Here is a 14,758-nt window from a genome sequence, read left to right as displayed (position 1 = left end):
GCACGCCCTCTGCAATTAACGTTTTCCAAGATTAACAACGTTCACTGAATTCACAGTGAACGAATAAAAATGGAGACGTTATGAAAACCGCAAAAAGTTTTAAGAGCAGGTGGAAATCATTGGTTCTGTCCGCAGTGATGATTACGAGTGGCAGTATTCCTGTAAAGGCCCAAAACAAAAAAGCCAATGAGGTGTTCACTTTAAATGGTATTGTTGTCACTTCACTTCCTATTAGGGATGCAGAGATTCGTATTTACCGCAATGGAAGTCCGATTAAGACGATTCGTAATGCCACAGATAAAAATGGATATTTCAAAGTCGAACTTAGCCGCGCTGAGGTTCCCGCAAATTCCTCTTTAGGTATTCAGGCCGTGGGTGGAAGTACTGGCCTTGAACCCTTCAACGGAGACCTTGTCACGAATGTTAAAACCACCACTGCGACCTCAGAGTTCGTGCATTTAAATATTGCGACGACGTTAAGTGGCTATCTTCAAGGGCCGACGACTGCAATGACAATTGAACAAGCCAATGCGCGGGTAAAGAAGTTCTTAAAACTTCCGCCGACAATGAATTTGGGATTTGATTTTGAGAATCCAAAGCTCACACTTTTCAGTGCGAGAAAATTCGATGCTGAAGCCCAAACTTACAGTGGATATAGACCTTTCTTTGCGAGACTGTTCAAAGAGATGGCTGCAGATCCCAATTCGACTCATCCATTCCCTGCGGATCAAGTGAATTCAAAAAACTTGCAATTCGATCCAGCGATGTGGGCGGCGGAAAAACTTCTGGCAGCAGTTGGTGGCAAGGTGGGTTCGGAAGTGTTTGCGGCCCTCGCGCAAGGAGTAGGTATCCCTAATAATGAGACCGCGATTCTTTCGAAACTTGATTTGGTGCTAAATAATATTGCGACAATTCAGGCGCAGTTGCACGAAATCGAACTTGATATCTCGGACTATTCGTACAGCCAAAGAGCGACTGAACTGCTCAAAGGCTATAATCAGTACGCATTGATTATCGATGAACTTAAACAGTTGGATTTGCGCGCAAGAGCCAACGCTGATAAGCAAGATGAAAAGGAAAAACAAAGTATTATCGCTGCCGCGATTGAAAAAAGAAATGCTCTTATCAACCTTTACGATAACCAAAAATCAAATTTCGTAGTTGATGCATACACTGAATTCTCTGGCGATAAAGCGACGGTGACGACTCTTGGAAGTATCTTTGCAAAGAATCAGTATTTGAAACGCACAATGATCGATAAGTCTTACTTCGATATGACAGATATGCTGATCGCGCAATATAGATCATATCAAGCGAATGTTATCGCGATTGTGACAGACGCAAAAAGACAAGCGCAAAAGCCAAGTGCTGAAAGTGATTTCGCGGCGGCTAAGAAATATCTGGTGGATGATGAAATTGTGTCACCGGACGGCCCGATCTTCAGATATCCAGATTACGTGACATCCGTGAGAGCAGGAACGATGATGTATGACCGCGCTACGAACTTGTTGTGGGATTTGCAATATCAAGCTTTCAAAGATTGTGCGGCATTGTTAAACAATAACGGCACAGCGGGGGCGTGGAGAACTCCTGGATTTGATGAGTCGGTAAGTATTCTGGATCACACGGGCTCTCGTGGTATGGCATGGCAGGACGCGATGAAGAAAATTGGATTTAAGTCTGCCGATGTTGATGCGACTCCTATGGTGGCCTTCGGATGTAACATGGCGGCTTACTCCTCAGGTATTGTGACTATGGTGAACTGGTTCGGCAGTGAAACCAGCGGTCCTTGGCAGCAATACTACGATACCGATATACAGTTCTATAGAGTTGCAAAACAAAAGAACGTCCAAGGTGCTATCTACAAAACAATGAAAGTAAGATCACTGTAAAAACCAAAATAAGGAAAGGGAGTCGTGAAGACTCCCTTTTTTATTCTTTAAAAAACGCTAGAATTTAAGGATGTTATGGTTATTCTAAGTACGCCGAAATACATTCTATTTTACTATTCTATAAAATAGTAGAATAATGAGTGGATGAACACGCAAACGAACGCCGAATCAAGAAGTCTGATCTTTGAACATCTGGGAGAAATAGCGCAGGCCCTGGCCTCACCGGCACGCCTTCGCATCATTCAGCATCTCACCAATCGTCCCAGTCATGTGGAAGAAATCAGTCAGTTCATCGGACAACCTATTGGAAGTGCTTCTCAGCATCTTCAAAAGTTGAAACAGGTGGGCCTTGTGAGTATTGAAAAACAAGGTACAAGTCGACTGTATAGACTCGCCAATCCCAAAGTCGTCGAAGCGTGGTTGGCTTTGCAAAACCTGGCTGCTGAGGTGGATCCTATGATCCGTGAAGAAGAAGAGAAGATTGCTCCCTCGGAGGTCTGCGCGAGTTGTGATATCGAAGACGTGATTGAGCAAGTTCAAAATAAAAAAGCGGTGCTCATCGATGTGCGCTCTCTTGCGGATGCGGAGTCGACTCCGGTTAAAGGAGCAATTCACATTCCTGCGGAAGGAATCCTGGCGAAAGCCGGCGATCTTCCGAAGTCTAAAACTATTTATCTGTTTTGCAGAGGACGCTATTGCGAGCGGGCGACAACGGCCGTTTTAGCTCTTCGAAAGAAGGGTTTTAAAGCTTATCGCCTTAAAGCCAACTGCATTCAAATTGGCACAAGCCTTCAGTAAAGGAGTTTATTGTGGATCTTGGTTATTTAAGCGTCTTCGGCGCGGGGCTACTCACATTTATTTCTCCTTGTGTTCTGCCGATGGTTCCCATTGTGGCTGCTAATTATCTTATGGCCGATGGGCAGTCTCGTTTTGCCAGGGTCCGTGCAACCCTGTTGTTCTCTTTGGGATTTCTTTTCACTTTCACGTTAATGGGTTTAAGTCTTCCTTTTGTGACGAACTTCTTAGGTGAATCTAAAGTTTATCTTCTGATGATCTCAGGAATTATTATTCTGATGTATGGTCTTAAGATGTCAGGCGTGCTTTTAAAAAAGAGCGACGACTCAAAGGTTTTTTCCTGGATGTCTCGTTCGGCCTATGTGCCGGACTTTAAAAAATATTTTCCAAAGTCTCTGCACGGATTTATTTTTGGTGCGACTTTCGGTTTGGCATGGACTCCGTGTGTGGGGCCTATTTTGGGTGGGGTGCTTGCGTATGTGGCAACTCAAGAGAGATCCCTTCCTGAAAGCGCTCTTTTGATGTTCACCTTTGGTGCTGGGGTTGTGGCTCCGTTTATTGCTCTGGCTTTTGGTGGCGAGGTTGTTTCAGAGAAATTAAAGCTCCTCAGAAAATATTTGCCAAAAATTGAAGAGGCGACGGGATATGGTTTGATGATTTTAGGTGTATTTATTTTGACCCAAAGCAATTTGCCAGCGGTTTTTGAAAGTGAAAAAGACGTTGCGGAAGTTGAGTTTGTGACTACCGCAGGAGACAGAGTCACTTTGAATGATCCGAAACTAGCTCCTCACAAACTGTTGTTCTTTCATACCGATGAATGCCCGGTCTGCCATGCAATGGAGGCTTATTTACCAACTGTTGAAAAGGACTGTAACTCTTCGATGTTCCAGGTTGTGCGTGTCAACGTCAGTAAAGGCGAAAATCAAAAAATTGCGGATCTTTTTAATGTGCGAGCTGTGCCAACAATCAGTCTTGTCTCTCCGGAGGGGAAGGAGTTGGCGCATTCAGTCGGTTATCAAAGTGAAGCCAAACTTAGACAAGGCATTGATTTGATTCCGCGTGCCTCGTGCATGCATAATGAAAAAATTAAAACACCTCCTTCATTCCGAGACGGCGAGAGCTGCGGAGAAGGTGGGAATGGTCTTACCTGTTAGGAAAGGATGAATTTATGGCCAAAGTATTAATGTATAAAAAGAACCCATGCCCTTATTGCGATAGAGCTGCCAACTTCTTTGAAACTAAAGGAATCGCTTATGACGTCGTAGATTTGACGGATAAACCCGAAGAAATCGACAGAATTAAAAGCGAAACTGGTTGGAGAACGGTGCCCATCATTTTGATCAACGGAAAATTGATCGGCGGCTATACTGATTTAAAGGCGCTGGATGACGAGGGAAAATTAAAAGCGATGTTAGAGGAGTAAACAAAAATATCTGTTTATTTCTAAAACTTAATCCAACACAATGTGATTCTTTTGGAGTTTTAGTGTAGACCAACAATACTAGGACACCGGGAATATTATGCAGGATTTTGAATTCAGTTTAAACAAAGGCGCGGTCAAATGAGTCTCTGGAATAAACTCAAAGAACAGCGTCACTCTTTGACCTCGACGACTCTTACGGCAGTTCTTCTTCGTGTTTCTTTGGTCGTTGGCATTACCGCATTTATCACGTACTGGCATCTGTCTCGGGAGATCGAAAAGACCTCCCTTCAGACCTTGGAGAAATACGTTCGCGAGCGCTCACTTAGGGAACGGGATATTTTTAAGCTTGCTGCCGACAACCACTATGCCCTTAGAAAAGACCTTATCGAGGTCTTTCGTAAAATAGAAAAATCCAAAGACGATCCTGTTCAAGAATTCAACTCCCTCGTTAAGAAAGACCCGGATGGCGCTTTGCGATCCCCGCGCTCTAAGCCCGGCGTAAAGAAGGAACTTGATATTTGGATTGCCAAGAATTCCCGAAGTGATGCTTTGTTTCGCAGGAAAGTCGTGGCTTTCTCTAAAGTTCTTCTGCGCTACGCTCCAGCTTTTCATGTTCGGTTCACTGATACATATATCGCTTTATCAGAAAATGCGAACTTGGTGTATTGGCCAGAGTTTCCGGATTGGAGTGCTGGGAATCCAGCTAATTTCGACTTTTCCAGTTATGAGCTTTATCAAATTGGAAAAAAACAGCACAATCCCGAACGCAAAACGCGATGGTCGGGAGTTTACTTCGACGATGCTATTGGAAAGTGGATGGTTTCAGCCAGCACACCTTTTGACGATAGCCGCGGGTACTTTGCGGGAATCATCGGTCACGATGTGATGATTGATGACCTCATTGAAAGAACCACCAACGATGGCTTAGCGGGGACTTATAATATCCTGATCAGTGGTGAAGGGCGGCTCATTGCTCATCCCAAAAAGATGGAAAAAATTGTAGCTGCCAAGGGACGTCTTACGGTCGACAACTCCCAGGACCCTGAGTTGGTGGATATTTATCACGACATTAAAACCAGCACGCGCAGTGGAAGTTTTAACGAAAAAATTATTAATCAGGCAGGCTATGACCAGTTCATTGCTGTCAGCTATCTTCCCGAAACCGACTGGTACTTTGTGACTATTTATCCAAAGTCATTAATTCGTGAAACCGCAAATAGCGCTGCGATTTTTATTATCATAGTGGGGCTGATCTCTTTAGTTGTAGATATCGCGCTTCTTTATTTTATTTTCAAAAAGAAGATATCTGAACCCTTAGAGCAGTTTATTCAAGCCACTCATGATCTTGAACGAGGGCAAACGACCGCAGCGTTACCGGTCGAGCGAAAAGATGAAATCGGAAAACTTTCGAGGTCTTTTGAATCCATGGCGAAGAAGCTCGGACAAGGATCTCAAAAAAATATAGATTCTTAAATCGATACGAGCTTGCTCTCTTAAAGAGATCAAAAAAACTCGGAAACCTTCTTAGAGTGGATGGCCTCTCTTCAGGGCTCGAAGATCTCTACCGATAAATGCTTCATGGCACGTACTTGTTTTGGCGCATTCTGGATCGTTTCATTTTTATCCATCTTTGCGTTCCCCGGAGGGGTCGGCGCGGCTCCGTCTTCACTGACATATCAGGGACGGATTGTAAGTTCCTCAGGTGCGCCTTTACAGCATGCTTCGGTCAGTTTTCAGTTTATCGTCGCCAATCCCAGCGGTAGCTGTGTCATCTATAAAGAACAAGTCGATGGCATTAACATGACAAACTCCAACGGGATTTTTGACGTCAAAATCGGAGCCTCGCATTCTTATCCTTCAAGTCCCACTTTTTCCATTCTTGATGCTTTTAATAATGGAACTTCTTTTGTATGCGATGGTGGTGTCGTCTACAACCCCACAGCAGGTGACGGACGTCTTTTAAAAGTGCAGTTTTATGATGGTGTGGCTTGGCGAAGTATTTCTCCCGACTCTGTGATTCGTTCTGTTCCATTTGCTGGATATAGTGAGTCCGCCAACAAACTGGGATCTTATGGTGCCACGGATTTTATACTAAAAACGGCAGTGAATGGAAATGCGTCCTGTGACTCCGGTTCGTTCTTAACTTGGAATGCTTCCACGCAGACTTTCGGTTGTGCCCTTGGTTCTGCGGGATCGGGAACTGTGACAGAAATTTTCTCTGCAAACTCTTATTTGACCATTGCAAATGCCACGACCACGCCTCTTATTACTTTGAATGTGGGGAGTGGTCCCAATACGGTGGCTGCGGGTAATGACGTTCGTCTTAGTAACGCACGAGTGCCCACAGGAACCGCAGGTGGCGACTTAAGTGGCAACTATCCCAATCCTTCCGTAAGTAAAATCCAAGGGGTGGGAGTTGATTTCGCGACAGCACCGACTCCGGGTCAAGTCTTGTCATTTAATGGAACAAATTGGGTTGCTGAAAGTTTGCCAGCTTCAAATCCTGGAACAGTAACAAATGTTATTGCGGGTACTGGATTGACGGGCGGAACTATCACCAGCTCTGGCACGATTGGTTTAGGTGCGGCTTTAACAGGTCTTAATAACGTTTCTACAAATGGTTATATTCAAAGAACGGGTGCTGGAATTTATTCGACAACCAGCGGGTCCGTTTCTGCCTCGAGTAATAATCTGGTTCTTCGCGATGGTAGTGGGGTGAGTTCGTTTTACGGAGTCGGCATTAGTGGAGCCAAAAGTGGTTCGATTATTTTGCAAGCACCTTCAATCAGTTCTAATTACTCTCTCACGCTTCCTGATGCTCAAGGGGGAGTGAATCAAGTTCTTTCCAATGACGGCTCAGGAATTCTCAATTGGGTGAACGTACCTTTGGCACCTGGAGCTGCATGTGGCGCAGGCAATGTCCTCACATATAATGGCAGTGCCTTTACTTGCGTGCCTGATCAAGTGGGAAGTGCCGGTGGAGGTATCGCAACTCTGAATTCTCAAACCGGTTCATCACAAAGTTTTGCTACAGGAACGACAGGAAACGCGCCTGGGTGGTCTTCTGCGTCTGATGTTCATACGCTGAATATTCCATTTGCAAGAAACGCATCTGTGACCGCAGGTCTTATCAGCAAAACGGAATATGACACATTTAACTCTAAACAAAGTGCCTTGGGATTCACACCGTTAAACCCCGCCAATAATTTGTCAGAACTTTCTGATGTGTCAGCAGCAAGATCAAACCTCGGTCTTGGTTCCGCCGCAACGAAATTGGTTCCCGCTAGTGGCGATGCGGCGGTAGCCGAAGTCGTTCTTGGAAATGATTCAAGATTGACGAATTCTCGTGCGCCCTCGGGAGCAGCAGGCGGAGATTTGGCGGGTACTTATCCAAATCCTGAAGTCAGCCGTCTTAAGGGAACGTCTTTGTCTGTGACATCATTAACAAGTGGTGACGTTCTTAAATACAATGGAACTAACTGGATCAATGCCGCTTTAGGAATTAGTGATATCGCAGGTCTTAGCACGGCCCTGAATGGAAAAATTGATCAATCGCAGATTAGTGGAACGTGTTCGACCAGTAAGACACTGAGTTTTTCAAGTGTCACTGGAACCTGGACATGTTCTGACATTGCTATCAGTGGAACTCAAGTGACCTATGCAAGTCAGTCGGCAAAAACTTTTTTTGCAGCTCCTACGGGAGGGGCTGGTGCACCGGGCTTTAGAACAATTGCCTCTACAGATTTACCGTCTTCTATCACTGACGCACTATGGACCTCCTCGGGGGCGAATATATATCGCAGTGGCGGTCTTGTAGGGATTGGAACGGCGACGCCAGAGCGTATTCTTCATCTTGCAAGTGGAACTGCGACAGTTATTCTGGAGCATACCAGCGCCAGTGCGAATTTTAAAAAACGATATTTCAATTCTTCGGGTGGCTCAATGGCCTTTGGGTCATTCAGTGACGACTTAACCGTAACGACAGAGCATATGCGAATTACAGGCAGTGGTCGTCTTGGAATCGGCACGGCGAATCCTCTTGCACCTTTGCATGTGCAACGTTCCGGAGAAACAACCATCACCAATGCGGATCTTGCAAATACAGAACATTATCTTTTCGGTGATATCTCTGGGGCAAGTGGCAAGTTGTGGCAGGGGATTAACGTTCAAGGTAAAGATGGTGGGAACTTTGTTTCGTGGTCTAATCGTGATGATACTTCAAGTACCTTGGGCGCTTTGAAATTTGCTTATGCAAAAAGATCGACGACGGATGAAAACGAAGCGTCTGTAGCCGGGATTTACGGTGATAATACGACAGCGGATGCAACTTCTGGCGGAAGACTTTATTTTGCGACTCGTTCCGCCGGAGCTACGGGAAGTGTTCCGACGCGTATGACTTTGAGCCCAGATGGAAATCTCGGAATTGGTACAACGATTCCAACAAAGGGTCTCGATATTCATGCCACGACAAGTTCTGCCGAGGTTGTCCTTTCAAGTACGCTCGGTGGAAATACCGGAAACTATATCAAGTTCATGACGTCGCGCCCAGATCTTTCAAAAGACACCAGCAGTACGAGTTACGGTTCTGGAAATAAAAGCTGGGCAGTGGGTGCAATGAATGACACTCATGCCACCTATCCTGGAGCTTTGATTTTCATGCGCAATGACGATGTTTCTCAACCTATTCGCATGACACTTTCAAACGGTGGGAACTTAGGAATCGGAACAACGACACCCTCTTCCCGAATGCAAATTGTGAATGATGGCGGCCCTGATGGTGCCGATGATATTCGAGTTGATACGTATGGAACAACCTCACCCGGTATTTTGTTTTATCGTGCACGAGGCACTGCAAGCGCTCCTACGACGGTTCTCGATGGCGACTATATGGGAAGTGTGCTGATGACTGGTTACAACGGTAGCGCGTGGACCCGTGCGGGTGCGATCGTGAGTGTTGCAGATAATGATTGGACATCGACTCTTTCTACGAATAATGCCTATTTGAGTTTCCGCACAACAAGTGCTGGCACAAACACTCAAAGAATGATGCTTTCTTCAACAGGAAAGTTGGGTCTTAATACATCGACTCCAAACAGTTATCTCTCGATCAATGGGAGCGGCTCTACGGGCTGGCAGCTTGCTGTGCACGGACAAGGCAATACAACGTCTACTTATGGTATCGTTCATCGCGACTCCGCTAACGCCAACGTGTTTTGGACTCGCGACGATGGAGCCAGCTATTTCTCTGAGCGTATTGGGGTCGGAACAAGTCCGGATACGAATTATGCTATCCGGGCAACAGGCAACGTTTATATCGCAGGCTCCGGCGTGAACTGTACAATCGGTAATGGCACCGGAGGAACGGCGTGTTCCTCAGACCGCAGACTTAAGGAAAACATTATAGAGATCCCTGACTCTTTAGAGAGAATCTTGCGTATTCGTGGTGTTGAGTTTGACTGGAATAAAGTTTCAGGCCGTGAAGGTCAGAATGCTGTTGGTGTGATTGCACAAGAAGTTGAAAAAGAATTTCCCACACTTGTGCATAAAGAGCCTACTTCAGGCTTCCTCACTGTGGATTATGCGGGCTTGGTGGCTCCGCTCATAGAGGCGGTCAAGGAGCTTTACAAAAACATCAGTGGCCAGTCACGTGAGCTTGCTTCGGTGAAAGAGGAACTCAAAAAAGAACGTCAAAGAAATGATGATCTTGAGCTGCGTCTGAAAAGCTTGGAAAAACAAGTCAGTGAAATGCAAAAGAAACAATAGACGTCTATAGGCGATCGCAATTTTTAATGCGCTCACAAAACTAATGAAGTTTTTTTACTTAAAGGTGCTGCATCAGCAGAGCCGGGGACTCCATGGTATAACGCGATCAAAGGAGTACTTGTATGAAACATTTTTTGGTTATTGTATCACTTAGCCTTATCTCGATTTCATCTTGGGCGAATTTAAAAATCAAATGCACAAACTGGCGCACCATCGCGACCTTTAATTTTACGAACGACCGAACGAAGGCGGATGTCCTCCTCCATGACCAAGAGGGATTTGTTACGAAGGGTGCTGAAATGTACGAGCTCTTTTTTGATGAAGTTAAATCCCAAAAAGGTGGAGTTCATTACGTAACTTCCAATGATGATTACCTCATCACCTTTGCATTTCCTAAAATGATTCTAAGTAAAACGCCTCGCAAAGAGTTCGCGGTGGAATTTACGCCTTATTTTGATGGTCTCAATCCCCGCTACAATACTTTGGAGTGTAAGGTTAAATAGTTTGAAGAACACCCAGGCTGATATGCTCCTGGGCTTTGATAAATATTCGGTACTATTCCAAATCAATAATGCTGCAGCAATGAACCAAGCGAGACGCTAATTACTTATAGGTGGTCGTCATGTTGAATGCGCTCACTAGTGGGGCGCAAATTGGCGGGCAGACTGCATGCTAGAGAAGAACGATCTTATAATCCGGAAGTTTTTTAGGCTCTTTGGGTGGCTCAAACATTTGCCAATATTGTTCTAGGAACTGAAAATATTCTTCGATTGTCATGGTTTTGATCCTCGCAGTTTTTCGATGACCGACCACTCACCAAAAAGATCGGCGTATTTTTTAATCATATCCATTTCTAAGTTGGGCAATGCTAATAATTTCTGAATGTCAGCTTTGTCTTGCAACTCTCTAGAAGCATCATTTTTATAGGCTTGAATCTTAAGTCCGATAATATCTTCGGCTTTTAAAACATAAACTCCTAAGGCAGAGTTTGGCTGAGCTCGCTTTAACATTTCTTGGCTTAAGGGGCGATTCGCTAAAAGAATGTCGATGAAGCCGGGGCCTGTGAACTGGAGCACTTCGGGAGATTCAAACTGGATTTTGTAGCCCTTGGCTGAAAGCGTTCGTTTGATCAAATCTTTTTGTGTTCCGTCAGCAAGCAAGTCGATATCAGACGTTGTACGATGATAGCCGTAGACCGCAAGTGCGAATCCGCCTATCAGCGCATGAGCAATGCCTTCGGTTGCCAAAGCGGTATGAGCGTCAGTAAGGGTTTTTCTAAGATTGATCACATAGAAATGTTATCAACTTCTTTGGCTATTTTCTATTTTTCTGGAAAAAAATTGGATGGGGTAGCAGGACTCGAACCTGCGAATGACAGAATCAAAATCTGTTGTCTTACCAACTTGACGATACCCCAACTAGAAGACTATTCGAACCGCTAAATTACGGATTTTGGGGCCGAAAAGCAAGATAAGATACAACGCGTTAGGATATAAAAAAGCCCGTCGGAGTCCGACGGGCCTAAGGTTACCATGGGGTTGAAGCCGCCGCGGCTTACTTTCTCCACACTAGAAAGCAAGTTGGCGTGTGAGCAGGGAACTTCAAACCTAGTAGTCTTCGCCGTAGTCGCTGTTAGGCGCTTTCTGGCGTTTTAGATTTACTAAAGTTTCGCCCATGGATTTTAATTCTTTTTCATAAGCTTCAAAAATTAAGTCCTCGATCATTGTTCGCGTCTCTTGGTTGAGCGGATGAGCAATATCGCGGAACTGACCGTCTTTACGCTTCTTGCTGGGCATGGCCACAAACAAGCCGCTGGTGCCTTGAATGACCTTTAAGTCTCGAACGACGAAACAATTGTCGAGAGTGATTGAAACGTAGGCCTTGAGCCGGTCCTCGTTGACTGGGAATACTTTGACCTCGGTGACTTTCATGTCGAGTCCCTTTCGTGGTGTCATTCTTGTTGCAAACCTTGGAGCCAAACTATGGTCCGTTATTCTTCTCGGCGAAGCCGAAAAAAACTAAAGACCTAGGTCGAGGATTTTTTTAATTTCAACTTAAAGGCTATCTGCTTCCGCCTCACATTGAGACGAGTGCTTAATTAAATAGCAAATAGAAATAAAAAAGCCCATCGGGAAGATGGGCTTTGACGCTGTGTTAATCCTATTTTTTGTTTAGCTTTAGTTAGCTTCAATATTGATGATTTGAATGCGGGTATTGCGGGCAATACGCAGAGTGTTTTGGCCTTTTTTAAGGTTTTTTAGGACCTCTTTCGTATTGTCCACAGGCTGCTTGTTCACGTCCAAAACCACGTCTCCCACGCGGAGTCCGCTTTTGCTGGCTTTAGACGCTCGCTCTGTTTCGATCACCACAGGCTGTTTCATATCTTCAGGCAAGCCCCACTCCTGACGAAGTTCTGGAGTTGGATCAATCACCGTAAAGCCCAAGTTAAATGGGGCCTTCTGTCCTTGATAAGTTTTCTGAGCTGCACGAACGATGCGTTTTTCTTCCGCACGCTCCATGACATTTACATTCACCAAAATAGCTTTGCCATTGCGAAGAACTTTGGCCTTCGCAGGTTTGCCAATCGGAGCATCACTCACGGCATCGATCAAATCCAAAGAGCCATTGATCGTCTTACCGTTAAACTCTGTGATAATGTCATAGATTCTAAATCCCGCTTTTGCAGCAGGTCCTTTTGGATCCATGTTTGTGACGACAGCACCACGAACCTCGCCCAGTCCCAAGTACTCAGCAGCATCTTGATCAAGGTCACCTAAGGCAGCACCAATGTAACCGCGAGCAATACGGCCTTTGGTTTCAAGAATAGAGATCACGGATTTCACTTCATCAATTGGAATCGCAAAACCGATCCCTTGTGCGCGGGCATCAATGGCTGAGTTCACACCGACAACTTGTCCTTTTGTATTTACAAGAGGGCCACCAGAGTTTCCAGGGTTGATGCTGGCATCAGTTTGGATCAATGGAATTTTATTGATCTCTGTGATGTCGCGTCCTTTAGAAGACACAATACCCTTTGTCATGGAGTGACCGTGGCCGAACGGATTACCGAAGGCTGCGACCCATTCACCCACTTCAAGATCTTTGGAAGTTCCAAGAACTGCCACTGGAAGTTTTTCTTTCGGAGTGATTTTGATCAAAGCGATATCTGTTCTTTCATCACTTCCGATAAGAGTGGCTTCATACACATCTTTAGATTTTTCGCTCAATTGAACGTTGATGATGTCAGCACCAGCGATCACGTGATTGTTTGTCACAATCAAACCGTCTTCACGAATGATAAATCCCGTTCCCAAACCAATTTGTTGAGGACGTTGTTGCTGTTGCGGTTGTTGCATGCGGAACCCATAAAGTTGTTCCAACATATCCAACATCGGATCGCGACCGCGCGGCATGTTTTTCGGAAGCGCTGTTGTCGAGATATTGACGACAGCGGGATTGATCGCTTTTGCCAGCTCCACAAAAAGATTTGCGGGCATAGATTCGCCTAATTTCAACTTCGGCGGATCTTTTGGCAAAGGCAAAGATTGAGCGTGCACAGGGGGCACAGATAAAGAAATGGCTAGAGCAAGAAACAAGAGTTTTTTCATACAAATCCTCTCAAACATTCTTAAATAATAGCACCGTTAGACTGAAACGTATTTCATTTGTAAATCACTGATTAAGTTTTCCAAAAATTTGGTTTCATCGCCAGAGAGATTTCCTTTGGTCTTTTGTTGCAGAACCAGCAGAAGGTCGATGTTAAAACGAGCCATATTCTTATCTTTAGATACTTCGCCAGACTGAGGATGTGGAGCCAGTCCCATTGCCATAACGGCCGACGACGCGATAGACATAATAAGAACGGAAAAAGAGGCTTCTAATTTTTCACCCATACAAATACTCCCATAAAAGAACTTGAGTCAAAAAATCCACCTGTCAAGTTGGGTTGCTGAAAAACCTAAATAGGGTAATAACCCATGAGTTTTTGCAGTCTTACTTCAATGGCAGGGTGGGATTTTAAAAATAAATTCTTTTGATTAAAGCCCTCTGGATTCACCATAAAAAGGTGGCTTGTGCAGGGAGGAATTTCCAGAGGCTGAGTTTGCGCTAAGCCCTCCATGCGCCATAAAACTTCACCCAATTGGTGACGGTCTTCGAGGAGTTCCGAGGCCATCAAGTCATTTTCAAAAAACGACTTTTCACCGACAACACTCTTAATGATAAACCAACCCAACGGTGACAAAAGGGGCATGAAAAATTGCAATTTATAAGGCAAAAGATTATCGAGGAATTGCCCCAAACCCACAACGGAATTGGCAATCGTACTTGTCACACCAAAAGCAAAAGTATCCAGACGACGAATGTGGCAAAGTTGATGGGCTACGACCGCTTCAAGTTCTGTATCATCTAATTTTTGTAAAAGCCCAGCCGTGAATCCCAGTGAACTTCTTTTCCAAGATTGTCCGACACAAAACGCATTCGCAGAAGAATGGGGAGTGATGTAGATCGCAGGCATAGGCATGCGCAGTTTTGCTGACATCTTTTCAACTTTAGCAATCAAGCCCCAAGCATCTTGGCCTTTCACTCTTTTGGCGTTCAGTTTTCCAAGAACGCGGCTTTCTCCGTAAAAGAACACAAAGAAATTCAAGAACAGGGCGAGCAAGAATCCAATCAACAACCCCAGTCGTTCGCCTAACTGATACCCCGCTATTAGGAGCGCAAGGGAGCTTGTGAGAATAAATATCCAGACTTTTGTATTGTTGTTGATCATAATAATTTTGTCCCACTTTCTTCGTCCCTTGGCAAGGGTAGAGGAAGCGCTGTTCTAGAAAGTCTAAACTTGCGAAGTTTAAAGGAAAATTGTGAAATAGATAGGTTACTTCTC

General features: G+C 44.9%; 12 protein-coding genes and 1 tRNA gene. 7 read left to right on the top strand and 6 right to left on the bottom strand.

Translation table 11 applies throughout. The features are described from left to right. Nucleotides 1-80 precede the first annotated feature (80 nt). From ACL934_RS14070 to ACL934_RS14040, 7 genes are all read left to right on the top strand, one after another. Nucleotides 81-1,892, top strand: coding sequence for a hypothetical protein (locus ACL934_RS14070; protein ID WP_413612497.1), 1,812 nt, complete (start codon nucleotides 81-83; stop codon nucleotides 1,890-1,892). A 144-nt stretch (nucleotides 1,893-2,036) separates the two neighbouring features. Continuing rightward, on the top strand, nucleotides 2,037-2,690 hold the full coding sequence (locus ACL934_RS14065; RefSeq protein ID WP_374074449.1) for an ArsR/SmtB family transcription factor: 654 nt from the start codon (nucleotides 2,037-2,039) through the stop codon (nucleotides 2,688-2,690). A gap of 11 nt (nucleotides 2,691-2,701) precedes the next feature. Further along, nucleotides 2,702-3,841 (top strand): cytochrome c biogenesis protein CcdA, encoded by a 1,140-nt coding sequence (locus ACL934_RS14060; protein ID WP_413612496.1) that lies wholly within the window; start codon nucleotides 2,702-2,704, stop codon nucleotides 3,839-3,841. A gap of 14 nt (nucleotides 3,842-3,855) precedes the next feature. Continuing rightward, nucleotides 3,856-4,110, top strand: coding sequence for a glutaredoxin family protein (locus ACL934_RS14055; RefSeq protein ID WP_413612495.1), 255 nt, complete (start codon nucleotides 3,856-3,858; stop codon nucleotides 4,108-4,110). 138 nt (nucleotides 4,111-4,248) lie between these two features. Then, complete coding sequence (locus ACL934_RS14050) at nucleotides 4,249-5,583, top strand: HAMP domain-containing protein (protein ID WP_374074444.1); 1,335 nt, start codon at nucleotides 4,249-4,251, stop codon at nucleotides 5,581-5,583. Nucleotides 5,584-5,688: 105 nt separating this feature from the next. Beyond that, the gene (locus ACL934_RS14045) at nucleotides 5,689-9,873 is read left to right on the top strand and encodes a tail fiber domain-containing protein (RefSeq protein WP_413612494.1); all 4,185 of its coding nucleotides are present in this window, start codon (nucleotides 5,689-5,691) and stop codon (nucleotides 9,871-9,873) included. Between the two features lie 122 nt (nucleotides 9,874-9,995). Further along, nucleotides 9,996-10,376, top strand: a complete 381-nt coding sequence (locus ACL934_RS14040; protein WP_413612493.1) for a hypothetical protein — start codon at nucleotides 9,996-9,998, stop codon at nucleotides 10,374-10,376. Between the two features lie 270 nt (nucleotides 10,377-10,646). On the opposite strand, the gene ACL934_RS14035 is transcribed toward ACL934_RS14040, so the two are convergent. The 6 genes from ACL934_RS14035 to ACL934_RS14010 all read right to left on the bottom strand — a co-directional run bounded on the left by ACL934_RS14035 (nucleotide 10,647) and on the right by ACL934_RS14010 (nucleotide 14,644). Next, nucleotides 10,647-11,162 (bottom strand): nucleotidyltransferase domain-containing protein, encoded by a 516-nt coding sequence (locus tag ACL934_RS14035; protein WP_413612492.1) that lies wholly within the window; start codon nucleotides 11,160-11,162, stop codon nucleotides 10,647-10,649. Nucleotides 11,163-11,214: 52 nt separating this feature from the next. Continuing rightward, nucleotides 11,215-11,290, bottom strand: a tRNA-Gln gene (locus ACL934_RS14030). 190 nt (nucleotides 11,291-11,480) lie between these two features. Beyond that, nucleotides 11,481-11,804, bottom strand: coding sequence for a septation regulator SpoVG (gene spoVG / locus ACL934_RS14025; RefSeq protein WP_295905947.1), 324 nt, complete (start codon nucleotides 11,802-11,804; stop codon nucleotides 11,481-11,483). A gap of 246 nt (nucleotides 11,805-12,050) precedes the next feature. After that, the gene (locus ACL934_RS14020) at nucleotides 12,051-13,481 is read right to left on the bottom strand and encodes a trypsin-like peptidase domain-containing protein (protein WP_413612491.1); all 1,431 of its coding nucleotides are present in this window, start codon (nucleotides 13,479-13,481) and stop codon (nucleotides 12,051-12,053) included. 36 nt (nucleotides 13,482-13,517) lie between these two features. Continuing rightward, on the bottom strand, nucleotides 13,518-13,766 hold the full coding sequence (locus ACL934_RS14015; protein ID WP_374074434.1) for a DUF1844 domain-containing protein: 249 nt from the start codon (nucleotides 13,764-13,766) through the stop codon (nucleotides 13,518-13,520). A gap of 65 nt (nucleotides 13,767-13,831) precedes the next feature. Next, the gene (locus ACL934_RS14010) at nucleotides 13,832-14,644 is read right to left on the bottom strand and encodes a M56 family metallopeptidase (protein WP_374074432.1); all 813 of its coding nucleotides are present in this window, start codon (nucleotides 14,642-14,644) and stop codon (nucleotides 13,832-13,834) included. Between the last annotated feature and the right edge of the window lie 114 nt (nucleotides 14,645-14,758).

It is taken from the genome of Bdellovibrio sp. HCB-110 (genome assembly GCF_047323225.1).
Lineage (GTDB): Bacteria > Bdellovibrionota > Bdellovibrionia > Bdellovibrionales > Bdellovibrionaceae > Bdellovibrio.
This window is presented reverse-complemented; position numbering and strand designations above follow the sequence as displayed.